General features: G+C 51.4%; 14 protein-coding genes and 1 pseudogene. 9 read left to right on the top strand and 6 right to left on the bottom strand.

Features of this window, described 5'->3' with window-relative positions:
* Window positions 1-36: 36 nt before the first annotated feature.
* The 7 genes from H6G21_RS02555 to H6G21_RS02585 all read left to right on the top strand — a co-directional run bounded on the left by H6G21_RS02555 (window position 37) and on the right by H6G21_RS02585 (window position 12,520).
* Complete coding sequence (locus tag H6G21_RS02555) at window positions 37-1,452, top strand: hypothetical protein (protein WP_190570113.1); 1,416 nt, start codon at window positions 37-39, stop codon at window positions 1,450-1,452.
* Between the two features lie 1,003 nt (window positions 1,453-2,455).
* Window positions 2,456-3,094 (top strand): Uma2 family endonuclease, encoded by a 639-nt coding sequence (locus tag H6G21_RS02560; protein ID WP_190570115.1) that lies wholly within the window; start codon window positions 2,456-2,458, stop codon window positions 3,092-3,094.
* A gap of 33 nt (window positions 3,095-3,127) precedes the next feature.
* Window positions 3,128-3,565, top strand: coding sequence for an NUDIX domain-containing protein (locus H6G21_RS02565; RefSeq protein WP_190570116.1), 438 nt, complete (start codon window positions 3,128-3,130; stop codon window positions 3,563-3,565).
* 231 nt (window positions 3,566-3,796) lie between these two features.
* Window positions 3,797-4,363: an SgcJ/EcaC family oxidoreductase gene (locus H6G21_RS02570; protein ID WP_190570118.1), complete on the top strand. Its 567-nt coding sequence runs from the start codon at window positions 3,797-3,799 to the stop codon at window positions 4,361-4,363.
* A gap of 333 nt (window positions 4,364-4,696) precedes the next feature.
* The gene (locus tag H6G21_RS02575) at window positions 4,697-6,433 is read left to right on the top strand and encodes an iron uptake porin (protein WP_190570120.1); all 1,737 of its coding nucleotides are present in this window, start codon (window positions 4,697-4,699) and stop codon (window positions 6,431-6,433) included.
* A gap of 155 nt (window positions 6,434-6,588) precedes the next feature.
* Entirely contained in the window at window positions 6,589-9,276 is a 2,688-nt protein-coding gene (gene clpB / locus H6G21_RS02580; protein ID WP_190570122.1) for an ATP-dependent chaperone ClpB, read from the top strand.
* Between the two features lie 430 nt (window positions 9,277-9,706).
* Window positions 9,707-12,520 (top strand): PAS domain S-box protein, encoded by a 2,814-nt coding sequence (locus H6G21_RS02585; protein WP_190570124.1) that lies wholly within the window; start codon window positions 9,707-9,709, stop codon window positions 12,518-12,520.
* Between the two features lie 150 nt (window positions 12,521-12,670).
* On the opposite strand, the gene H6G21_RS02590 is transcribed toward H6G21_RS02585, so the two are convergent.
* Window positions 12,671-12,889, bottom strand: coding sequence for a hypothetical protein (locus H6G21_RS02590; protein ID WP_190570126.1), 219 nt, complete (start codon window positions 12,887-12,889; stop codon window positions 12,671-12,673).
* Between the two features lie 391 nt (window positions 12,890-13,280).
* Complete coding sequence (locus H6G21_RS02595; RefSeq protein WP_190570128.1) at window positions 13,281-16,511, bottom strand: ATP-binding protein; 3,231 nt, start codon at window positions 16,509-16,511, stop codon at window positions 13,281-13,283.
* Between the two features lie 135 nt (window positions 16,512-16,646).
* Here H6G21_RS02595 and H6G21_RS26145 point away from each other — a divergent pair.
* Window positions 16,647-17,075: pseudogene (locus tag H6G21_RS26145) on the top strand (VOC family protein); the annotation flags it as partial.
* Window positions 17,055-17,420 (top strand): DUF952 domain-containing protein, encoded by a 366-nt coding sequence (locus tag H6G21_RS26150; protein WP_347277969.1) that lies wholly within the window; start codon window positions 17,055-17,057, stop codon window positions 17,418-17,420. The pseudogene H6G21_RS26145 and the gene H6G21_RS26150, both read left to right, overlap by 21 nt.
* 87 nt (window positions 17,421-17,507) lie before the next feature.
* Here H6G21_RS26150 and H6G21_RS02605 read toward each other — a convergent pair whose 3' ends face one another.
* The 4 genes from H6G21_RS02605 to H6G21_RS02620 form a co-directional block, all read right to left on the bottom strand.
* Complete coding sequence (locus tag H6G21_RS02605) at window positions 17,508-18,017, bottom strand: DUF456 family protein (protein ID WP_190570132.1); 510 nt, start codon at window positions 18,015-18,017, stop codon at window positions 17,508-17,510.
* Window positions 18,018-18,123: 106 nt separating this feature from the next.
* Entirely contained in the window at window positions 18,124-20,214 is a 2,091-nt protein-coding gene (locus tag H6G21_RS02610) for a hypothetical protein (RefSeq protein ID WP_190570134.1), read from the bottom strand.
* Window positions 20,198-20,866 carry a cofactor assembly of complex C subunit B gene (locus H6G21_RS02615; protein WP_190570136.1) on the bottom strand — a complete coding sequence of 223 codons (669 nt, stop codon included), beginning with the start codon at window positions 20,864-20,866 and terminating at the stop codon, window positions 20,198-20,200. Before H6G21_RS02615 ends, H6G21_RS02610 begins: the two co-directional genes overlap by 17 nt.
* A 127-nt stretch (window positions 20,867-20,993) precedes the next feature.
* Entirely contained in the window at window positions 20,994-23,147 is a 2,154-nt protein-coding gene (locus tag H6G21_RS02620; protein WP_190570138.1) for a hypothetical protein, read from the bottom strand.
* Window positions 23,148-23,149: the final 2 nt, after the last annotated feature.

Here is a 23,149-nt window from a genome sequence, read left to right on the forward strand (position 1 = left end):
CCTGGGAAGTAGTTCCTTCATTTTGAGCCTATCGCGATGTTTCCGCAGTCCCTCCACTTTGAACCGATTAATACGACGCAGTACTGCGTTAGCGGTGATGTAGTGGTTCATCCAGGGGCTGCGATCGCGCCGGGTGTTTTGCTGCAAGCTGATCCAGGCAGTCGGATTATTATTCGCTCTGGAGTTTGTATCGGCTTAGGGTCAGTCATTCATGCCTACCATGGCACCATCACCATCAATGAAGGGGCTAATCTTGGGGCAGGGGTTTTGCTGATTGGGGATGTGTCGATCGGGGCGCGGGCCTGTCTAGGGTCTGCGGTGACGGTGTTAGATGCCACAGTCAATGCGGGAACCATTCTAGAATCGGGAACGGTTGTCGGCGATCGTAGCCGTCAAACGGATTTGGATGCGCTGCTGAATGGCATTCCCATGAATGACGCTGAACCGGACAGCACCTCAGCCCATGGATATCAGAGCTCCCAGAGCGCTTCTTTCAGTCAGCAGGATTTCAGTAGCGGGTTTTATAGCCCGTCTAGTGCCGGATCAAAAGCCAATTCCCCCGCAGCCCAAAATTTAGACTTTTCCGATCCCTGGGGAACCCCTGAAGCTGACCCTACAAGCGCTTCAGCCTCTGGATCAACCTCTGGACAGGGCATCCCTTCATCGCAGGATCCGATCGCTGAAAATCCTCGGGGCGTAACCGACAATTCTGGCCAACCCTGGCAACCCTGTGACCCAAATCCATGGGATCCAACAGATAATCCAGCGGGGGAAACAACCTGTCGGGTTTCCATGCCGGATCAGAGCTTTGAACCCTTTGAGGCCAATCCCTGGAGCGATCGGCCCCATTCTGCACCGTTCCCGCCCTATCCCAGTAATCCGAATCCTTCGACGGCCAGCCCCTTTGCTGATCCGACGCCTCCTCCGGCGAGTGCCCACCCCCAACCGAATCATCCCAATTCCACTCAGTTTTTCTCGTCCTATCCCAACCCACCTGCCACATCCACGCAAACCAATTCCTGGTTGAACGATGGCGATCCGTCGCCCATTAGTGCCCATCCTCAACCCACCCACGCAACAGGCCAAGTTTGGCAAGGGAACGGGTCGATCGGCGGTAATTACAACTCTGGTAATTACGACCCTGGTAATTACAGCTCTAGTAGTTACAGCTCTGGCAACCACAGTGAGTCGGATCTTTCGGACACAGAAATGCAGGGGGGATATGGGACTGGTGCATCGATCGGAGCGCCCATCGGAGTGCCCAATGGGTTTACGCAACCGGGTGCCTCCTGGGGACAGCCCAATTCCCAGAACAACGCTCAGCCTAACGTTCCCCCCAATCCCTCTGCGAACCCAGAAGACCCCACGGATGCCCTAGTTCCTAAGACCCCTAAGCAGGTTTATGGTCAAGCCTACGTGAACCAAATGCTTGGCAAAATGATGGGACGGTAAAAGCTGAAAGTATTGGGTCAGCTATCGCCCTCGACACTTGAGAGTTGCATATTCTCTAGGAGATGGCAGGAAGGCTTGGTTATTTAGGTACCATACGTAAACTTCATGGATCAAATCCCCTAAAGTAGGCCATTTGCACTTTCCGATCCACTGGATACCTATTTCATGGCCACTCTGCCAGTCGAAGAGATGTTTGTGGTGCTCATCGAGATGGCCTGGTCGATACCAATCTTGGTCTTGGTTATCGTAGCGCAGTATGTTGCCATGGTCTTGAACTGAAGCATTGTAGGCATACCAAACTGTCTGTACAATGCGGTCCCCGTTAAGGCATTCAAGGGTACGAAGACTCTTTTCTGCACGAATCAAGATTTTTCCTAAGCAGGCTATCTCTCCACTCAAAAGGATTCCTTTCTCTGTATCTTCGCTGAATGTCAGAGAGTCACAATCGACGAAATGACTGTATTTTGACGACTTGAACTGCATCATACAGGTCTGGTGAATTTCGCGATAGCGACTCCATCGATTCGGGCCGTGTCGATCGGGACAAGAAAAGACATTGTCAGTACAAATCAACTGCTCTGCGGTCTGGATAACTTCTTGAGTATTTTCAGATAGCATAAGATGTTGGACAGAATAAAAGGTTGAAAGTCTTGAACTTCTCCACAATGCTACGGATAGTGTCTACCTCGATTTTCTGGGGTCTTATACACAGAAAACTAGAGCACCCACTGTAGCGATACCAACTAGATATTGTGTACCATCCAGCTAGGGATCTATTCTAAAGAGACTTTTGACAACTGACAACTATTGTGTATATAAACTACAAGGGCTATATATAGCGTCTACACTACGGGTGGTGGATGAATTCTTCTGCAATTGTTCGTGCTTATCTGAATTAAGTAGCCCCATCACTTGAAATAATCAATGGAGTTCTTCGGTAGAATCTACTTGTCTTGATCAGTGGCCTCAATCTTCGTTTTTAGTCTTCAGGTTTGGCACTTTTATGACATTTTCTGTGCCTGTCAGTAAACCGATCAGTCAGCTTCAACTGGCTCCCGGTAGCCGTGTAACAATTCCTGGGGTCAGTTGGGAGGAATTTGAGGAGATTTTGCAAGAGTTGGGCAATCAGCGCTTAGCCCGCATTGCTTACAGTGACAGGACATTGGAAATCATGGTGCCGTTGCCTGAGCATGAAATTCCGACTGACTTAATCGCCGATATCGTCAAACTGCTGCTGCGATCGACGGGAACCCGCTATCAACCCTTTGGCTCAACCACCTTCAAGCAACAGGGCCTCGCAGGGGTAGAACCCGATGCTTGTTTTGATATCCAAAACTGTGAGCGAATAATTGGTCGGCGTCGCTTGGAACCTGGCGATCCCCCTCCAGACCTTGCCATTGAAACGGATGTGACCTCAGCAACGACCCTTGCCGCGTATCAAGCGATCGCAGTGCCCGAAGTTTGGATCTATGCCAACGGCCATTTAACTATTGACTTGCTGCAAGCTGGAAATTATATTCCTTCCGCCACAAGTGGCCTTTTTCCTCAGTTGCCTTTGGTGGAATGGGTGGAACAAGCGATCGATCGGGCATGGCAAGTCGTTAGTTTACAAGCCTTAGACGAATTGCAAGCTAAGTTGTGAAGGTCAGAAGTCCTAACGCAATAATTACCGATTATGAGAACCTCCCGCATTCGACCGATCGCCATTTGTCTATTTCGAGAGGGTCAACGTATTTTGGTCTCTGAAGGTTTTGATCCGGTCAAGCAGAGCCATTTTTGCCGACCGCTTGGGGGAGGCATTGAGTTTGGGGAATCCAGCGAAGCCGCGATCGCGCGGGAAATCCTAGAAGAAACGGGACAAACCATCCAGAATATCCAACTGCTAGGCGTCTTGGAAAATCGCTTTGTTTACAACGGCACACTAGGGCATGAAATCGTATTTGTCTACGATGCAGAATTTGTCGATCGCGCACTCTACGAACAAGGTGAAGTGGCTTGGTGCGAGCATGATGATGGCAGCTCCCCCGAGATCGCGCGCTGGCAAAGTCTAGAAGAACTCCAGGTTAGCCAGAGGCAGTTGGTTCCAGAAGCGCTGATCCAATGGTTGGGCTAGGCTCCTCATTTCTAGTAGCAGTCGGTGGCAAGAAGCCGGAGATTGAATCAGTCAACTGAAATCGATAGACCTATTCAGTTTTTTAATGCATAGAAATTTCTCAGACCCAGATTCGAGAATTCACAATCGTTCTCGGGCCAGCCAGTGCGCAAATTGCGGTATTTATAGAGAGGGCAATATCGCCTACATCTAAATAAATGCATTCACCTGTTCACAGTGCGTAATTTTTCTATGACAATTCAATTTAATCGGAATCACTTTATTGTGCGTTCCTGCGTTGCAAGTGCAGTTGCGATCGTTGTTGGTTTTGCAGCGCCTATGCAGGCCATGCCCAGCAAAACCACTTCTGGGGTGAAAGAAACCAGTGCAAAGACAATTTACGCAGAAACGATGCCCTCAGCAGCGGCGGTAGAAGCGTTGGGTACGGCTTGGGGCAAGGCTTTGGCCAGTCGCGATCCGCACAAGATCCACGCTTTATACGATAAAGAAGCCGTTCTTCTAGCAACATTTACAAACGAATTGGACACCCCTACGGAAATCCATAACTATTTTGTGGGTTTAACCAAGCGAGAAGGATTGCAAGTTCAATTTGATGAGCAAAACATTCGCATTCTCGACAACGACACTGCAACCAATTCTGGACTATACACATTCTCATTTATTGAAAATGGTAAGCGTGTGTTTGTTCCTGCTCGCTACACATTTGTCTATGCAAAACGCGGCAATGATTGGTTGATTATCGAACACCATTCTTCCGTTCGGCCTGAAAAAACCGAGGTGAAATCTGGACAAAAATAACCCACCCCGATTTTAGAACGCCAGTTTTTCAAAGTTCAGCGATCGTGCAGTCGATCGTACTTTGTTAACGATCTACCAGTTACTTCCGACGTTTTTGCAGGACTGGCCTGTAGAAACGTCTTTTTTTCTAATTCCACCCTCCTGCTCTCCTACTTTCCTCCCCCCTCCTCCCTAGCTAGTGGCGCACTGTGGATCACACGATAGATCGTGCTATGGATCGAACTGTAGATCGAACTACAGATCAAACTGTGGACAACGATCGTGCATTTGTGGGAATTCAGCCAACCAAAATTGCTGAGATCGGGTTTAATCTTGTGTGGAGAGGCGGGAGGAGTGAGAACTGTGAAGGGCGGCAAACGGTGGACAGTCAACCAGTGGTGGGTCAATTCATGGGCGATCGTAGGACTGGGTAGCCTAGTCGCAGGGCCGAGCGCCAGTTGGGCGGCGGGTTTACCCTGCCCGACCTTAGACGTTAGCTGCGCAGAAATCAGTGCGCCAGTTGCCCGACCAGACCCGATCGAGGATCCAGGTTATCTGGCAAATCAACCACTTGCCAACAACCCATCTCCTGAGAACAGCGCAACCGTCGAACCGGGAACTGTCGAACCGGAAGCTGTTGAGCCGGGAACTGTTGAGCCGGGAACCCTTAACCAGATTGAACCGGGAACCGGGAATCAGACAGGGGTGGATCCTGCTCTCTCCCAGTTACCCCTCGTCTCCGAACTATCAGATATTCAGCCTTCGGATTGGGCCTATAAAGCGGTCAAAGCATTGGTGGAGCGGTATGGCATTGTCGTAGGGTATCCGGATGGGACATTTCGCGGCGATCGACCGATTAATCGGTATGAATTTGCTGCGATCCTGAGTCAATTGCGCGATCGCATTGAGCAGTTTATTGAAGAGTCCCAAAATGAAGGAGCCTTGGGAGACTTAGCGACCGTCAGGAATCTCCAGAATTTTTATCAAGAGGCGTTTGATGAATTACAGAACCGTCTGACTAACACGATCGAACCCTTGACCGCTGAGTTGGAAAGGCAGCAGTTCTCCACCACCACCAAGTTGGGCATCCGCAGTGACCAACTGTTGACGAATGGGACTCGGGGGAAAGCCACGTTCGTATCCCGGACTCGGCTGAATTTAAATACCAGTTTTTTGGGCAATGATCTGCTGGTGACGCAATTGGAAGCGGGAAACCAGGGTCGGGATGCCATCTCGGAAAATCAACGGCAAAAAGGGGGCGTGCTGGAAACCCTAGGCATTTTAGCTGATGGTGGCGGATTGGATCCAGTGACCAGTGAAGCCGGGATACGCCTGCGCAAGCTGTACTATAGCTTCCAACCGATCGAGAACTTGACGGTGGCCGTGGGCACCGCTTTACCGCCGAGCGCTTTTGTGGATCACAATACCTTTGCCAATGACTCCGGGCAGAACTTCATTTCCAGCTTTTTCAGCAATAATCCGCTGATTGTGCAAAATGAAATCGATCGCGTTGGGGGAGCAGGGGTTGCGGTCAGTTGGCAGGTACAGGAAGCGTTGACACTGCGGGGACTGTTTGTGGGGGCCGATGCCAATGATCCGACACAAGGGTTATTCCACGATCGCTATCAAGGCACGATAGAAGCCGAGTATCAGTTTGACCAACCCATCACCCTACGCTTGCAGTATACCAACGGCAATGTCAACGGCAGTGTGATTAATGCCTTTGGAGCCAATGCTGAATGGGCGGTCAACCGTCAGTTTGGTGTATTTGCACGGGTGGGAATCGGCCACTACCAAGGCTTTAATCGAGCGCTGGGAGATGATTTGGATTTAAATCCTAAAACCTGGGCGATCGGAGGCATTTTACGGAATTTTGTGATTCCGGGATCCAAGGCAGGGTTAGCGATCGGTCAGCCATTTGTCACGAAGGATTTGGGCAATGCAACCCAAACGAATGTGGAAGCTTATTTTGGCTTGTTATTAAATGACTACATTAACTTCAGCCCCTCGGTCATGGTGTTGACCAATCCAGATAATCGCAAGGGAGCAACGGTGTGGCAATGGTCTTTACGGATGACCTTTGAGTTTTGAGACGGGGTTTTGAGACCGGAGGTGAGTTTTGAGGATCCTGGAATGTTGAACGGGTGGATGTTCCTGAAGGGGCGACTGCCCTTAAAATAGGATGTCTAGACCCTAGGCGGTCTACTGACTCTCTCAATTCACTGACCCGTCATTCCCTGGAGCCAATGCAACCGACTGATCCGAGCAAGTTTACCGAAAAGGCATGGGAAGCCATTGTCCAGTCCCAAGATGTTGTTCGTCGCTACAAGCACCAGAACTTGGAGGCTGAGCATGTGATGGTGGCACTGCTGGAACAGGCTGATGGTCTGGTGGGCAAAGTTCTGACCAAGGCGGGCGTAGATGTGACCCGCTTCTTCCAGCAAATTGATGACTTTACCCAGCGCCAACCCAAGCTAGGGGCAGTTGACCAATTATATGTGGGCTATAGCCTAGAGAAGCTCCTCGATCGGGCGGAAATTGCCCGGAACGCAGCCCAGGAAACCACGATCGGTGTGGAGCACTTGCTGCTGGGCTTTACGACCGACCCGCGCTTGGGGATTCGGCTGTTTCGGGCATTCAATCTAGATAGTAAGCAATTAGAAGTCGCAATTAAGGAAGCCAAGGCCACTCAAAAGGCCCTGGAAGCGGCAGGGGATACGGGTCGAGTGGCAGGTTTACCCAGTGGCGGGTCTAGCAATGGCCCCACTTCGGCCTTGGAACGGTTTGGCCGTGACCTAACGGAACTGGCGCGGGAGGGCAAGATTGATCCCGTGATCGGTCGAGATGAGGAAATTCGGCGGGTGATTCAAGTTCTCTCGCGACGGAGTAAAAATAATCCGGTCTTGATTGGAGAACCGGGGGTGGGCAAAACGGCGATCGTGGAAGGGTTGGCCCAGCGGATTATTGATGGGCAGGTGCCAGAGTCACTCAAGGATCGACAGTTGATTTCCCTAGACATGGGATCGCTGATTGCGGGGGCCAAGTACCGAGGCGAATTTGAGGAACGGTTGCGGACGGTGCTCAAGGAAGTGATGGCCTCGGAAGGGCAAATTGTGCTGTTCATTGATGAGTTGCACACCGTCGTGGGCGCGGGGGGCAACCAAGGCTCTATGGACGCCAGCAACTTGCTGAAGCCAATGTTGGCGCGGGGTGAGTTGCGCTGCATTGGCGCAACAACGCTGAATGAGTACCGTCAATTTATTGAAAAAGACGCGGCTTTAGAGCGACGATTCCAGCAGGTCTTGGTGGAGCAGCCGACGGTGGATGATACAGTCTCGATCCTGCGGGGACTGAAGGAGCGCTATGAGGCGCACCATGGCGTGAAAATTGCGGATTCGGCCTTAGTGGCAGCGGCGCAATTGTCTTCGCGCTATATTGCCGATCGGTTTTTGCCGGATAAGGCGATCGATCTGGTGGATGAAGCCTCGGCCAAGTTACGCATGGAAGTGACCTCGAAACCAGCGGCGTTGGAATCGTTGGAGCGGCGGTTAGCACAATTAGAGATGGAGAAGCGGTCGTTAGAGGATGAGAGCAAGTCCCCAACGGCATCGGCATCGGCCAAGAGTCGAGTCGAGAAGATTGAGAAGGAAATTGCGACACTAGAAGTTCGGAAGAATGATCTCAGCAGTCGTTGGGAGTCAGAAAAGCGATTGCTAGATGAACGCAATGAAGAACTGAAAAAGGAAGAGCAATTACGCAATCAAATCAAACAGGCAGAGCGAGAGTTTGATTACAACAACATGTATCGTTTCCGCTATGAGTTGGAGAAATTAGAATCGGAACGGGCTGCACGGGAACAAGAGATTACTAAGCTACAAGCGCAGGGTTCGACCCTGGCACGGGAACAGGTAACGGAGTCGGATATCGCAGAGATTGTAGCCAAGTGGACCGGCATTCCCGTCAATCGGTTAATGGAATCGGAGCGGCAAAAGTTACTAAACCTAGAACGGCATTTGCACGGTCGGGTGATTGGGCAGAATGATGCGGTGGAAGCTGTGGCAGCGGCAATCCGGCGAGCCCGATCGGGTATGAAGGATCTCCATCGTCCGATCGGCTCCTTTCTCTTCATGGGGCCTACGGGCGTCGGCAAGACGGAGTTAGCGCGGGCCTTGGCGGAAATTTTGTTTGACGCAGAAGATGCCATGATCCGGCTGGATATGTCGGAATATATGGACAAAAGTTCGGTGATGCGGGTGATTGGTGCCCCTCCGGGCTATGTGGGTTATGAGGAAGGTGGGCAACTCACCGAGGCCGTGCGGCGCAAACCCTATTCGGTCGTCCTGTTTGATGAAGTAGAAAAAGCGCACCCGGATGTGTTTAACATTCTGCTGCAAGTGTTAGATGATGGGCGAATTACCGATGGACAGGGCCGCACCGTCAGTTTTAGCAACACGGTGATTGTGATGACGAGTAACATTGGCAGCGAACACATTTTAGAAGTTGCTGGAGATGATGGGCGCTATCACGAAATGGAAGCTCGGGTGATGGCGGCCTTGCAAAAGCATTTTCGTCCAGAATTTCTGAATCGGATTGACGATACGATTTTGTTCCATCCCTTGAGTCGCCAAGAATTGAGCAGCATTGTAGGCTTGCAGATTCAAAAGATTGCGGGCTTGTTAGCGGATCAAAAGATTTCGCTGGAAATTACGGATGCGGCGAAGGTGCACATTGCCGATGCAGGCTATGACCCAACCTATGGCGCACGCCCCCTGAAGCGGGCGATTCAGCGACAGTTACAGAACCCGATCGCGACGAAGTTGCTAGAAAATGCCTTCGCAGCAGGAGATACGATCGTGATTGACTGTCAGGATGGGAAATTAACGTTTGGTCGCAAGGTGAGAGCTGACAAGAAGGAAGAAGTCCCGATTTCCTAGGGCGAGTTCGATTCCCTGAATATGCAGAATCTCAATATTAATGACTTGAAGATGAATGACCTATGGGGGACTTTTGGTGACAAGAGTCCCTCCTTGTTCTCTATTGTTTTTGTTACTGTATAACTTTAGTTTTTTTATAGTTTTTGCTGAAGTCCTAGAGGTCGATCTTATTGCAGAATGGGTAGTCTAGATCAACACATTCAGGATCGATCAATTATTGAATCATTTCTAGGTTGATTAATCTTGAACTTGTCGAATTTTTTAAGGTGTTGAAATCGTAAGTTCTCTGATTTTTTGAAAATTGTATTTTCACAGTTCAGTAATTTTACGATTTTTCAGCAGCTCTTTTGTCCTTTTTAAATTTTTCTCACTCGCTTGCCACAATTGCCTTGTCCCTATCTTCGCTCTTGAGTTTCTGCGAGATTTTAGTATGCTTCTTAATTCCGCACTTCAATCAGATGAACTGAGTTCTGTCTCTCAGCAATTAATGCTGCTCGAACAGGAAAACCAATGGATGAAGGAAGCATTACGGGAAGCGTACGATCGGTTGGCGATCGCTGCAAAACGACAACTTAAAACGATCAGTACTCGAGATGGCATTTCAGAAGCATTTTCGCGAGCGGCAGGTATTCGCTATGAATTACAACGATATAAACAAGAACCTCGGGATAGGAGTTGGCAAGAACCCATCCCCTCTGAGCAGGAACAGTTTTTGCGATCGATTTACGATGGTGTGGATTATCCTATCTTTGTGATTGATGTGATAGGCGGGGATGAGTTCCGCTATGCAAGCTGGAATCGATCGGCGGAACAGGTGGCGGGGCTATCCAGTGCAGAGGTGATGGGCAAAACGCCGGAGGCCATTCATGGGGTCGAAGCGGGAGCATTAGCGCGGCAGCGGTTGCAGCATGTAGTGCAGACGGGGTTGCCGTTGCAGTATGAGGAATCTCTGGTTTTCCAAGGGAAAGTCACTTGGTGGATGACGACCTTGAATCCAGTGAAGGATGAGCAAGATCGGGTCTATCGGGTGATTGGAACTGCCTTTGACTGGACGGAACGGAAACGCCACGAGGAAGCTTTGCGGTTGGTTGTAGATGGAACCAGTGCAAGTACCGGAGATGAGTTTTTTCGATCGTGTGTGAAATTCTTGGCAGAGGCTTTGCGGATGCCGTTTGCGTTCATTACGGAATTTATTGATGACACGCGATCGCGGGCAAGAATGTTGGCAGTCTGGGCTGGGAAGGATTTTGCTGAGAATTTTGAATATGATTTGGCGGGAACCCCCTGTGCCGTTACAGTTCGGGAGGGGTTTGCCCGGTTTCCCCATTCTCTACAAACGAGATTTCCTGAGGATCACGATTTAACGGTGTGGGGAGTCGAAAGTTATTTAAGTATTACGTTGGTGGATAGCCAGGGTCGTTTACTCGGCACGATGGGGGTGTTGGGCACCCAACCGTTGAATGAGGACGATCGCACCCAGGAGTCGATTTTGCGGATTTTTGCGGCGCGGGTGGGGGCTGAGATTGAGCGCAAGCAAACCGAAGCCAGCTTACGGCAGCAGGAGGCACAATACCGGGGCATTGTGGAAACGGTTACGGATGGGATTGTGATGACGGATCTGGCAACGCATCATGTGGTTGAAGCGAATCCAGCGGCCTGTCGTATCTATGGGTATCCCTACGAGGCATTAATTGGCCTGGATACCAAAGATGTCATTGTCCCGGAATATCAATTTCAGTTGACTCGATTTTTTGATTGTATTGACCAAGGACAACCCTTTTCTGCGGAGTCTAAGTATTTCCGGCGGGACGGCTCGATCGTGGATGTGGAGGTGATTGGCACGCCCTATTTATATCGAGGGAAACCCCATGCTTTGTCGGTGATCCGAGATATTAGCGATCGCAAGTTGGTGGAGCGGGCGCTGAAGCAACAACAACGGGAATTTCGCCAGTTGGCTAAAAATATTCCGGGCATTCTGTACCAATTTTTGTTGCGTCCAGATGGCTCACAAGAATTTGTCTATGTCAGTCCCCGGTGTTGGGATGTGTATGAAGTTGCGCCGGAGATGGCTGTTGCTGATCCGAATGCATTGTGGAGCTTGGTGCTTCCGGAGGATGTTACAGCGCTGAATCAATCCGTTATGGTGTCAGCGCAAACCTTGGAACCGTGGTTTTCGGAACATCGAATTCGGACGGCTTCCGGCATTATGAAATGGATTCAAGGGCAATCCATTCCAACGAAGCGGGAGAATGGGGACATTATTTGGGATGGTTTTTTGTTTGATGTGACGGAGCGGAAGCAGGTCGAAGAAGCGCTGAAACAGTCGGAGGCCCGATCGCGGCGGCAGGCGATCGATTTGGCGATCGCGATTAAGGAGTTGAAACGGACGCAAACGCAGTTAGTCCAAAGTGAGAAGATGTCGTCCTTGGGGCAGTTGGTGGCGGGGGTAGCCCATGAAATTAACAACCCGACGAGTTTTATTTACGGCAATTTGGGCCATGTGGAAGCCTATGCCCAGGGCATTTTAGGTTTGTTGAAGTTGTATCAGCAGCATTATCCGCAGCCTGAGCCAGCAATTCAAGCTTGGGCTGAGGCGATCGAGTTGGATTTTGTCGTTGAGGATTTTCCTAAAACGCTGCGATCGATGCAGGAGGGGGCGGAACGGATTAAGCAGATTGTGTTGTCGTTGCGGACGTTTTCTCGGTTGGATGAGGCGGATTGCAAGTCGGCAAATTTGCATGAGGGCTTGGATAGTACGTTGATGATTTTGCAGCATCGGTTAAAGGCCAATGCGGATCAACCGAGTATTCACGTGGAGAAGGTGTATGGGGATCTGCCACTGGTGAATTGCTATGCGGGGCAGTTGAACCAGGTGTTTATGAATCTTTTGTCCAATGCGATCGATGCGGTGTTGGAGAAGTTTCCGAGGGTGCAACCGGAGGTGATGGAGCAACCGAAGATTACGATTCGGACGGAGGTGAGTCAGCCGGGATGGGTGAAGATTACGATCGCGGATAATGGGTGTGGTATTGCGCCGGAGCATCGATCGCGGTTGTTTGATCCATTCTTTACAACGAAGCCCGTGGGTCAAGGGACAGGGATGGGGCTATCGATTAGCTATCAGATTGTGACGGAGAAACATCAGGGGCGGTTGCGGTGCTGTAGTGGGCCAGAGGGGGGAGCGGAGTTTGTGATTGAAATTCCGATCGATTTGGATCGGGTGCAGGGTAGGCAGGCGAGTTAAGAAAAAATAGCATTTGTCTACATGTTTCTACATGTGATTCGTTTTTTCTTTTTAGTGTTGAATCTAACGTCGATCGCAACTCTCCAAAAACCGGGATTTTCTAAAAATCCCGGTTTTTATGCAATCCTTGGGACAACAGATCGATCACACTTATTCTGTCATCCGATCGCGTTCCATTTTGCTGACATACTGCCAATTGGAGCCGGGGACGGGAACGGGGGGACTCCAGCGCACCCGATCGCTGAAGCGCAACACGTACAATTGGTTGATGGTGGATTGGACTTCTTCGCGGGTGCCCAAGAGATAAAATTGCAGGGGTTTACGATCGTCCTCGATCGCACGATCGAGATCGTCAAAGCTAACGAACATGGGGATTTCTCCTGTGTAGGGATGGGAGGAAACCCCAAAAATTAAAGCCACCCTCTTTGCAGGACAAGTAGGGTGGCCCGATCGAATGTTACAATCCGTGTCAGACCGCCTTGCTGGCCGTAACAGCTTGGGGGTTTAGCTGCCTTCCGTTGTTACCAGCAACTTAGGCAGCGCCTTAATTTTTGGGAGACAAGCTGATCGAATCGGGAAGTTAAACACGGTTGTAATCAGCTATGAGAAACAAGCCTACGGATAACGAGGGGAACTGTCAAGCCTCGTGAGACACTTCGCAACAATGGCGATCGGCAACATTGATCGACTGAGATTAAAGGCAGGCTCTTGAGCAATCCCGATTCTGTGGTCAAGCAACTTGAACTCTGAAACTGATTGTTTAATCTGCTGCAAGAGCAGCTTGTAAAAGTTGAATTACCTGATCAACTCCAGTAATCGCTTGTGGACTACGTGAAAGGATAGTTGCGTCATTAAGAGCATTTCTCAGAGCAAATTTATCGGTACAGGATTGGATCAGATTATTTAATCGATCGAAGCCATCGGTGGTATTGCCCAATGCTACTGTAAATACGCAATGAACAGCCTGATCCCAATCACTATCAGCAACCATCAAATCTAGTCCTTTGTGCCAGGATTGTTTCGCCTCGTCTAATTCGCCTCGTTGAGCTTTAACAAGACCATAATTCAGCCAAGCTCGATCGAATTTTTCTTTTTCAATTACTTGCTTAATCAAACTTTCTGCTGTTCTGAAATCACCTTGAAGCAAGTTTAGATATCCTAAGTTACTACGAAAGGCTAAATTTCCCGGCTGTAGATCTAATGCTTTTTGAAAAGATAATAAAGATTCTGAATATTGTTCTAATTTATATTGAAGATGGCCAATTTGCTCCTGAACAGTAATATCAGACGGATTATTTTTTAGAGCTAATTCAAAATCATTTAATGCATCTTTGTAGCGTTTTAACGCTTGATAAGTCTGTCCACGAGATACAATAACCGAAGTATAACTATCATCAAATTCAATAGTATCACTATCAATAAGTTCGATCACACGGTCAAAGTCCTGCAATGCTTCATCATATCGTTCCAGCAATTGATAGGTTTCCCCTCTATTAGCAAATACCGAAGTATAACTATCATCAAATTCAATAGTATCACTATCAATAAGTTCGATCACACGGTCAAAGTCCTGCAATGCTTCATCATATCGTTCCAGCAATTGATAGGTTTTCCCTCTATTAGCAAATGCCGATTTGTATTTCGGATCTAGTTCGATAGATTTTTCGTAAGCAGTGATGGCTTCACCATACTTTTTTTGCTCTCTGTAGACATCACCTAGATTACTGTAGGCAAATGTATGAGCACTTAATAAGTCTGGTGATTCAAGAGCTTGACGATATGATTGAATAGCTAAATCATTTTTTTTAAGCTCTTGGTAGATGTTGCCTAAGTTATTGTGAGCAGGAGCAAATTTAGAGTCAATCTTAATCACTTTTTGGTAAGCCGCTATTGCTTTATCAGATTGCTTCTGTTCTTTGTAGAGAATACCTAAATTGTAGTAAGTCATGGCATTTTTTGGGTCAAGTTCAATCACTCTTTCGTACGCCAAAATCGCTTCCCCATAGCGTTTCTGTTCTTGGTAGAGAATACCTAAGTTGTGATGAGGAGCAGCCCATTTCGAGTCGAGTTCGATCGCTCTTTCGTACGCCGCGATTGCCTCTTCATACCGTTTCTGTTCTCTGTAGACATTGCCTAAGTTTTTGTGAGGAGAGGCAAATTTCGGGTCGAGTTCGATCGCTCTTTGGTAAGCCGTGATCGCCTCCTCGCACCGTTTCAAGTGTTGACAGGTGGAAGCCAAATCAAACCAATAGTCTGAATCCTCTCCATCAATCTCTACCGCCTGCTGAAAATCCTTCAGCGCAGCCTCCTCCTGCTGATTCCAGCGAGACCAACGCCCTCGCCGATAAAGCGCAACTGCCCGTAACTTCTCCTCAATTCCCGCCTCCGCCAACAGCGCCGTCAGCACTGGAATCGCCTCCCCATAGCGCTTCTCCTGCTGCGCCACCAGCCCCTCCCGCAGCCGCTCTCCCCAGCGCCGCAACCCCTCACACCGCGCCTCCTGCCCCGCCTGCACCATCACCCCCGCCCACTCCTGCGCAAACGCCCGCGACTGCCTCAACGCCCGCAAAAACCCATTCAGTGCCAGCCCCACCTTCCCCTGCGGAGCCACACACAACTCGTGATACAACCCCTCCAACGCAAACTCCCGCCACACCTCATCCTTCGCCTCTTTGCCCGCCTCCAGCCCCAACGCCCCCTGCCGCTCGGCGTAATACCCCACCAACTTGCCATGCACCTCCGCCCAGCGCTTCCCAGACCGCTGCATCCCATAGCGCACCATCTGCTCCCGCACCACCGAGTGATAGCGCCAACACGCCCCATCCCGCACCACAAACGCACAACCCTTCAACCACTCAAACGCCCCATCCCCCAACACCGCCGCCACATCCTCATTCAACACCCGCGCACAGGCCCCCTCCAGCGCCAACTGCCGCCGTGCCCCATCCTGCTCCCACTTCAAAAACCGCTCCACCGCCTCCTCACAGGGATCCACCACCGCATCCACCGTCGTCGGAGCACTATCTGCCATCATCGACACCAACATCGGCAACCCACCCCCCGACAACCGCCAAATCTCCCCAATCACCGCCTCACTCATAATCCCCTTACTCGCCAAAAACCGCCGCGCCTCCTCCTCCGTAAACGGCTCCAACGGCGATCGGGCAATGCAATCATCCCAATCCTCCCAAGCATTGCGATCGAGCGGTTGCCGCCCCGCAATACACAACAACAACCCCACCCGAATCTCACCAAACTCATTATTCAAAAACGATCGCACCCACCCATCCAAAAACGGCCCCGTCACCTCATAGGTATCCAGCATCAGAACCACTGTCTTCTCTGCGAGTGCCTTCTCCGCCGCAATCCGATTAATCCCCTCCAGAAACAGCGGCGTTAACTCCTCCAGCGTTTCCTTCATCAACCGCTCATCATCCCGGCCCTGCAAACTCTCCCAGCCCGCATTCGCCATTTCCCCCACCCGCGCAGCGATCGGCTCACTATCAATCATGCCGCCCACCACCGGAATCGACGCCTTTCCCACATCCAAAGCAATCTTCGTCGTTCCCCGCACCACATCCGCCAGCAAATTCTTAGACGCTTCCGGCCTCGCTTCTAGCTCCTGCTTCTTAACCCGATACTCCCGATAGCGCTTACGGAAACTATCAAACTTCAACCCCTGCTGCTCCAAATCCTCCACCAGCCGATGCATCGCCTCCGGGGTATCATTCACCAAATTCGTCGCCACCCCCTCACTCACATAGGCCACCAAATGCCCATTCTCCTCCGCAATCCGCCGAAACTCCTTCAGCAGCGTCGTCTTCCCCACGCCCCCCTGCCCCGAAATCCCAAAAATAATCTTCGCCTCACTGTGATCCGGCTCCAACAGCGATCGTCGAAACTGATCCTGCTGCACCAACCTCCCAACAAACGATCGAGCATTCCGCGCATCACGCCGCTCTTTAGGAGACTTAGGCCGTGGAGTAGGCATACCAATCAATCCCAAAACGCTATGACAGAAGGAAACTACCCCCTGTTATAACACCACTCCCCCACTCTCCTACTCCCCACTCCCCAACACCCATCCCCTAAAATAAAAACACCCTCCTACCCTCCCACTCCCCCCATGCCAACCCTCCCCCCCAACACCCTCCGCACCGTCCACCACATCGCCCTCAACGTCAAAGACATGCAAGCCTCCTGCCACTTCTACGGCACCCTCCTCGGCCTGCACCAACTCTCCGGCGACGAAATCCCCTCCACCCTCAAAGACCTCGTCGCCAACGGCAAAGTCACCAACTTCAAAACCCCCGATGGCCTAATCCTCGACCTCTTTTGGGAACCCGATCTCCAGCCCCCCAACCCCGACCCCACCCAGCAATTCACCCGCGCCAATCACCTCGCCTTCGACATCCACCCAGAAAGCTTCGATCGCGCCGTCGAAATCCTCAAAGCCAACCACATCCCGATCGACGCAGGCCCCATCTCTCGCCCCACCGGACGCGGTATTTACTTCTTCGACCCCGACGGCTTCATGATCGAAATCCGCTGCGATCGCATCGACGAAATCTACCACATCACCACCGCCCCCGCTTGGCAACATGCCCAAACCAGCGGCACCTACCGCGCCCCCAGCCTCGACACCGAAGGCTTCATCCACTGCTCCACCCGCGAAAAAATTCTCTGGGTCGCCCACCAGTTCTACCGCGACCAACCCGACCTCATCCTGCTCTGCATCGACCCCCAAAAAATTACCGCCCCCTGGCAATTCGACCCCGTCCCCGACCTCGGCAACTTCCCCCACATCTACGGCGAACTGAACTGCACCGCGATCGTGCGAGCCTTCCCCTTCCAATCCCACACCCTAGAAACCCTGCTATCTAACCCACCCATTGATTAACTCATTAGATAACAACTTGATCGCGTTGAGTAAAGAGATCATCAAGACGGAAGTAATTAGTGGCTGTTAGTGGCGTAAACTCAGTCATCAGAATGAACCTAGTTGTGACCAAGTTGTCCACACAAAAATTACAAGTGGAACGATCGTGAAAACGCCTTGAATAATGTTACCAACCACAGAACCGACAACAATTCCCACACCTGCTTTCAGCGACTGCTTCCAATCCTTACAGTAAATAAACTCCCCAATCACCGCACCAATCAACGGCCAAATTAACAACCCCAAAATACCCACCACAGGCAACGGAATCACACCGATCAAGCCAACAATCATGCCAACAACCGCACCAATTTGGCCCCACTTACTGGCTCCCGCTTGCTTAGCGCCCAGATAGCCCGCCAGCAAATCCACCCCAAAACAAAAGACCAAAATCACGATCGCGGCAATCAACGCCCACAACACCTGCTGGAAACTCGTCACCACACCCCACACAACAATGGCCGCAAGGACGATCGACGGCCCCGGCACACCGGGAATAAACGCCCCCGCAACACCCACCACCATCAACGCAACCAAAACCCAATACAGAATCAGCATAGGAATTCCCACAACCAACAAACAATCTCGCGCAATCAGTTGCAATAAACCGTTTTTGCGATGCCACCCCAACCCAGAGAATGCCTATAGCTTACGGTGATTTGGGTCAGGATTTCACGTTCTCTGTGATACGGAAAACCACCGCAAGATTATCTTGATACACGACCTGAAAGAATTGGGGATTTTTTGCCACTTCCAGGATTCCCGGTGGCACCCGACGACTAAAAGGATCAAGACTGATGGCTAAATATTGCGGATGCTCCCGCTGAATCACTGCCAAACCCTCCGCCAACGTCCAATTTTCCGATCCCAGACTAGAAGCCACAATCTGATTGCGGTAGGGAAACCCATAGAGTCCATAGGGCCGTAACCCAACAGAGTAAATCTTGGCCTGATCTAGATTCTGCTGCACCCATTGATAAAGCTCAGTGGGTCGTGGCCCCACGGGAAACAGAATGCCATCGTGCCCCGGCAAGCCTTGAGGCGCTTGGTAACTGTTGACCTGGAGCAGCAGCAGCAACAGCACTGATAGCCCCGCTCCACCCAGCCAGGGTAAGGTTTTTGATCCCGATGGTTCGCGGGTTGCTGGGTCGATCGTTTCTAACGATTGTGCCAGCGATCGTAGGTCTGATCGATCGGTCAATCGTGCCTGCAATCGCTGACCGAGCCATTGCCCCAGCAGCCAAAGTACCAAAATTAGCGTCAACGGGAAAATAATGGCACTGTAGCGCAGTTGAATCAAAAACACCTTCCCACTACCCGCCAAATAGCCCGCACCACTCGGCGTTAACACCAAAGCCCCCAGGGCGATCGCATTCCACCAGGCCACCAGTTGCACCCCAATCGGAAACCGCGTCGGCTGCCATCGCGCCGCCAGCAACGTCACGATCGTGATCCCCAAACTCGCCAAAAACATCGCAAAAGGTGCATTCCAGTTATAGAGTTCTGGATTCAACAGATTGCGAATCATGCTGACTTCCATCGCCGATTGCAATTGATCCGGCGGCGACAGATGCCCATCCCGTACCAAATTTCGGAAATACCAAAAGCCACCCAGCCCGATCGCAGGCAGCAACACCCGAGTCAACGCTAGCCTTCCCCGTTGCAGCAGCGTCCAACCCTGCCCCATCTGGTCTTGCCAAGGCAGCAGCGTCACTAGCCCCACCATGCCCACCAGGTAATACAGCCCATTCGGCTTCGTGCCAATCAGCCAACCCAAACTGATCCCCACCCCCCAGAGCCACAGCGGCGATCGCAGGTGAACTGTCATCGATCGGGGTTGCACCGCTTGGAACAGCGCCCACAACGCCAGCAACTCCCAAAACATCACGGAAATGTCGTTGCGGCCAATATCAAAGAAAATTTCCTGAAGAGTCGGCAAATTCAGCAATCCCGCCAGCAGAACTAACGCAGCAATGCCCGACCCGACCCGCGACGGTGATTGAGACAAGGACTGAGATGGTGATTGAGACGAGGACTGAGACGAGGACTGAGACGAGGACGGCGATAAGGTTTGCCATAACAGCAACACCGACGCTAACAAACAGCCCACCCCCAGCGTTGCCGTTGTGAGGCCCAAAGCCCCATCCAACCGTAGCGGCATCATGCTCCACAGATTGAGCAACTCATTCCCGCCGGGATAGTGACCATAGGTGCCATGAACACGCCACAGGTTGCCCCCATCCATGTAATTCACCACATTGGGCAGATGGAAGCTCACCACATCCCAACTGAGGGGATGGACTTGATGGATTTGTTGCAGCCACTCTTGCAGCAGCGATCGTAGCGGCAGGAACAGCGCCAGCCCGATCGCCCCCAGCAACGCCAGCCCCCGAGGCCGCAAAATCCGCTCCGGCTCAATCTCCGGCTCAATCTCCGGTTCTGCCAGTCCAGATTCCGCCAATACCTGTTCCGGAGCGATCGCGTCCGTCGCACCAGCCAGCCAACGCGGCAAACCAAACTGGCTCAACCCCACCAGCCCCAGACTCACGATCGGCGCAGCAATCACTTCCCCGATCGGATAGAGCAGATGGCTCACCCCCAGCAGCAATTCAATCAGACTAATCTGCCCCAACACCAGCGCAATCAACAGCAATAGCGCAGCGCCCACCTGTCGGGGAAACCCCTTCGCCGCAATCCAAGCAGAACTGAGAACAACAAACGCACTGGGTAGAAGCAATTCAACGATCGGTGGCATGATCTGTCGGGAGGGATTGACTCAGGGTATAGCTCAGCTTCTCCGCCACACCTGCGATCCAGGTTTCATCCTGTTGGGTATAGCTGCGAGGTGCATTCGCCCCGAGAATCATAACGCCATCTGCCCCGATCGGCTGACAGATAATCCCTTGAATATTCTCTGGTAAGTAGTCAAACTCAATCCGTCCCGGATAGGCTTTCACATCCACGAGATAAATCGGCTTTTGCTTATCCAGCACCCGCTGCACGATCGGCCCTGGGGTCAGTTCCGCCGTAGCGGGCAAAATTCCCCGTCGCAGCAGCACTTTGCCTTGGTAATACAGCACGATCGTTTTAGTCACTGTATTCGTCAGCAGTAACCGCGAGACCCAGGCCAGTTCCGCCTGTACCGCTTCCGGTAACGTTTTATCCAGGTCAAAGCCCTCTTCCCCCACGAGCTGTACCCGATCGGGCAATTTCGGCTGGATCTGCTGCCAGAGCAGGCCCGTTAGGATGAGCAACGCACTCAGGATCACCCCCAAGGCATCCGATCGCGCTTGGGAATCACTCAACTCCGGAGTCAAAACCCGGTTGGTCAGCAGTAAAACACCCGCCACGGTTCCCGCCACGATCGGTAATCGTCGAAGCACTTGATTTTGATCGGGCTTTGCCATATTGCCTCAAATTGCCTTACTGCCCGGATTGCGGGCGGAGTATTAGGGAGATCGCATGGATTGTAACAAAAAATCAGTCTGGCCGTTGCAACGCTAGGTGAACCCTGGAAATTATGGAGAATAGCAATTATGGAGAATTCAATGCTTTGCGTCGCCACAGGCGGAACGCCGGATTTTCATAGGTCAGTTCAAAGTCTGGATCGATCGGACTGGCCCCCTGGAGACTGGCATCCTGGGTTAACACAATTATGTCCAATCTTGGGCTGTCTAATTTTGAGTTCTCTAACTTTGAGCTCTCTAACTTTGAGTTTGATCCAGTCGGCCCAGGGGTTTGCCAATAGGTTTCCAACAAGCGACGCTGTTCACTGATCGGTAACGCAACACTCAGAGAATTGAGCAATCCCGTTCGCCCAATTTGCTGCTGCACAGCGGGAAAATAATCGGATAAAGGCGCATAGGTATAGGCGCGCGAAGCTTGGTACTTCCCATGGCCCAACCAAAATAAATTGGTATAGGAACGGTTGATCAACCCAACAAACGCTTGGGGAGACAAATTCAACAACTTACAAAAGCTGAGTAAACGGGCTTCAATCTCCCGATCGCTCACCGTCGTCAAGGGTGCTTCCGGCAAATAGGAGGCTCCATTTTGAAAGGTCACCCACCAGGCATACACTTGTACATCCAAGGTTCCCAGCACCTTGGCCGAGTGATATTCGGGTTTAGCCAGTTCCGCCACCAAGGCATTGAAGTTGTGGCGATAATCAGGCAGAGCTTGCCATTCAGGGAAGTCAGCGCGGACGTGCTGGCCATTGCTAACCAGTGCCTGCGCCTCTCGGAATGGGAAAAGCAGCGCTAAGGCTAAGCCCGTCGCCAGCCCGATCGCCCGCCAGCGTTGCGGCAATCCCTCCGGCTGCACCCGCTGGAACAGTTGCCGTAATCCGTAACTGCCATAGATCACCAGGCCAAAGCCCATCACCCGCAGGAAGCGATCGAAAAATTGATAAATTTGTACAGTTTGCCCCAGGATCACCGTTGAAATAGGTAAGGCAAAACAGGCCGCCACACTCAAAATCGCAATCAATCCCAAACCGCGTCGGCTTTGGGCCGATCGATCGCCCGCCAACCCAAGAAACCACCCCCATAACAACAATCCAACCAACAGATAGTAGGGAAGTTCGCTGGGCAGAAACAGCAGATGTCCCCGATCGACCGGAAAGACGCCCAACCGGGTGGTCGCATCCGGATTGGCCAAACTCCGTTGTATCCAAAAGGGAATACTGGTAACCATAGCCGCCAGAAAACTCACACCAATACCTTGAATGCAAGCGCGTTGCTGGCCGGATTGCTGTCGCAATTGCCAGCATAAACAGATCATGACTGTGCTATTTGCGATCGCGAGAACCACAGCAGAATGGAAATCGCCTTGGAGGAGCAGGCTAAAACTAATACCTAAACCAGCCCAAATTCGCCAATGGCCGACATACCGTTCCCGCTGCACAAATAATGCAGCCAAGCTGCCAAGCTGGAACAACCAGAATAATTCTGTAACAAAGGGCCGGGGAATGCGTCCGCCCCAAAAGGGAATGACCACCGACGAAAATAGCACCGGAAAAGTCAGTGCCATCGCCGCGATCGCCAATCGGAACCACTGGTTTCTCCGGGAGCCCAACGCGGTAAATCGAACTGTGACATAGCTGAGAATGCAACCCAACCCAATGAGCAATACCAATAGCAAGCGATTGAAAGCGGCTGAGGGAATTTGGCTGAGATGGTTAAAGATGACATCAGAAACCTCAGCAAGCACCCCCCCAATAACCCCGGTCGTCAGCAATCCCGCCAAGCCGATCTCCCAACCCAACCCCAACCCAAATGCCCGAAGAACCAGCGTCATCAAGCTGTAGTAGGCGATCGTAACGAGCCCATCCGCCACCCAAAAACCATGGATTCCCAAAAATCGCTCCAGCAGTCCATGGAAACTGACGGATACCCAAGGAAAAGCCCCCACCCCAGTTTCTAATTTTTCCCACAGGGCAAATTCGCCCCATTGCAACTGCCCCACCGCGTTGATCAACGGGTAATATTCCATATCCCCCCCGCGATACAACGCACTAACGGGTAGGGATTCCCCAGAATGCTGCATTCTGTTGAGCAACCAATAGCTCCAGCCTTTCCACAGCAAAACAAGGATCCCAACAAGGCCCCACTTGCCAGGGGGAAAGGGCGATCGCGGAGAGGATTGCAACGACTGGCGAGCCCTCAAGGGCTTTTCGGTGCTGATCATAA

The sequence above is a fragment of the Alkalinema sp. FACHB-956 genome (assembly GCF_014697025.1).
Classification (GTDB): Bacteria; Cyanobacteriota; Cyanobacteriia; order Leptolyngbyales; family Leptolyngbyaceae; genus Alkalinema.

What these genes read in the sequence shown, in the direction of transcription:
- H6G21_RS02555 (WP_190570113.1), top strand. Translation starts at nt 37, where the DNA reads ATGTTTCCGCAGTCCCTCCACTTTGAACCGATTAATACGACGCAGTAC.
- H6G21_RS02560 (WP_190570115.1), top strand. Translation starts at nt 2,456, where the DNA reads ATGACATTTTCTGTGCCTGTCAGTAAACCGATCAGTCAGCTTCAACTG.
- H6G21_RS02565 (WP_190570116.1), top strand. Translation starts at nt 3,128, where the DNA reads ATGAGAACCTCCCGCATTCGACCGATCGCCATTTGTCTATTTCGAGAG.
- H6G21_RS02570 (WP_190570118.1), top strand. Translation starts at nt 3,797, where the DNA reads ATGACAATTCAATTTAATCGGAATCACTTTATTGTGCGTTCCTGCGTT.
- clpB (WP_190570122.1), top strand. Translation starts at nt 6,589, where the DNA reads ATGCAACCGACTGATCCGAGCAAGTTTACCGAAAAGGCATGGGAAGCC.
- H6G21_RS02585 (WP_190570124.1), top strand. Translation starts at nt 9,707, where the DNA reads ATGCTTCTTAATTCCGCACTTCAATCAGATGAACTGAGTTCTGTCTCT.
- H6G21_RS02590 (WP_190570126.1), bottom strand. Translation starts at nt 12,889, where the DNA reads ATGTTCGTTAGCTTTGACGATCTCGATCGTGCGATCGAGGACGATCGT.
- H6G21_RS02595 (WP_190570128.1), bottom strand. Translation starts at nt 16,511, where the DNA reads ATGCCTACTCCACGGCCTAAGTCTCCTAAAGAGCGGCGTGATGCGCGG.
- H6G21_RS26150 (WP_347277969.1), top strand. Translation starts at nt 17,055, where the DNA reads ATGATCGAAATCCGCTGCGATCGCATCGACGAAATCTACCACATCACC.
- H6G21_RS02605 (WP_190570132.1), bottom strand. Translation starts at nt 18,017, where the DNA reads ATGCTGATTCTGTATTGGGTTTTGGTTGCGTTGATGGTGGTGGGTGTT.
- H6G21_RS02610 (WP_190570134.1), bottom strand. Translation starts at nt 20,214, where the DNA reads ATGCCACCGATCGTTGAATTGCTTCTACCCAGTGCGTTTGTTGTTCTC.
- H6G21_RS02615 (WP_190570136.1), bottom strand. Translation starts at nt 20,866, where the DNA reads ATGGCAAAGCCCGATCAAAATCAAGTGCTTCGACGATTACCGATCGTG.
- H6G21_RS02620 (WP_190570138.1), bottom strand. Translation starts at nt 23,147, where the DNA reads ATGATCAGCACCGAAAAGCCCTTGAGGGCTCGCCAGTCGTTGCAATCC.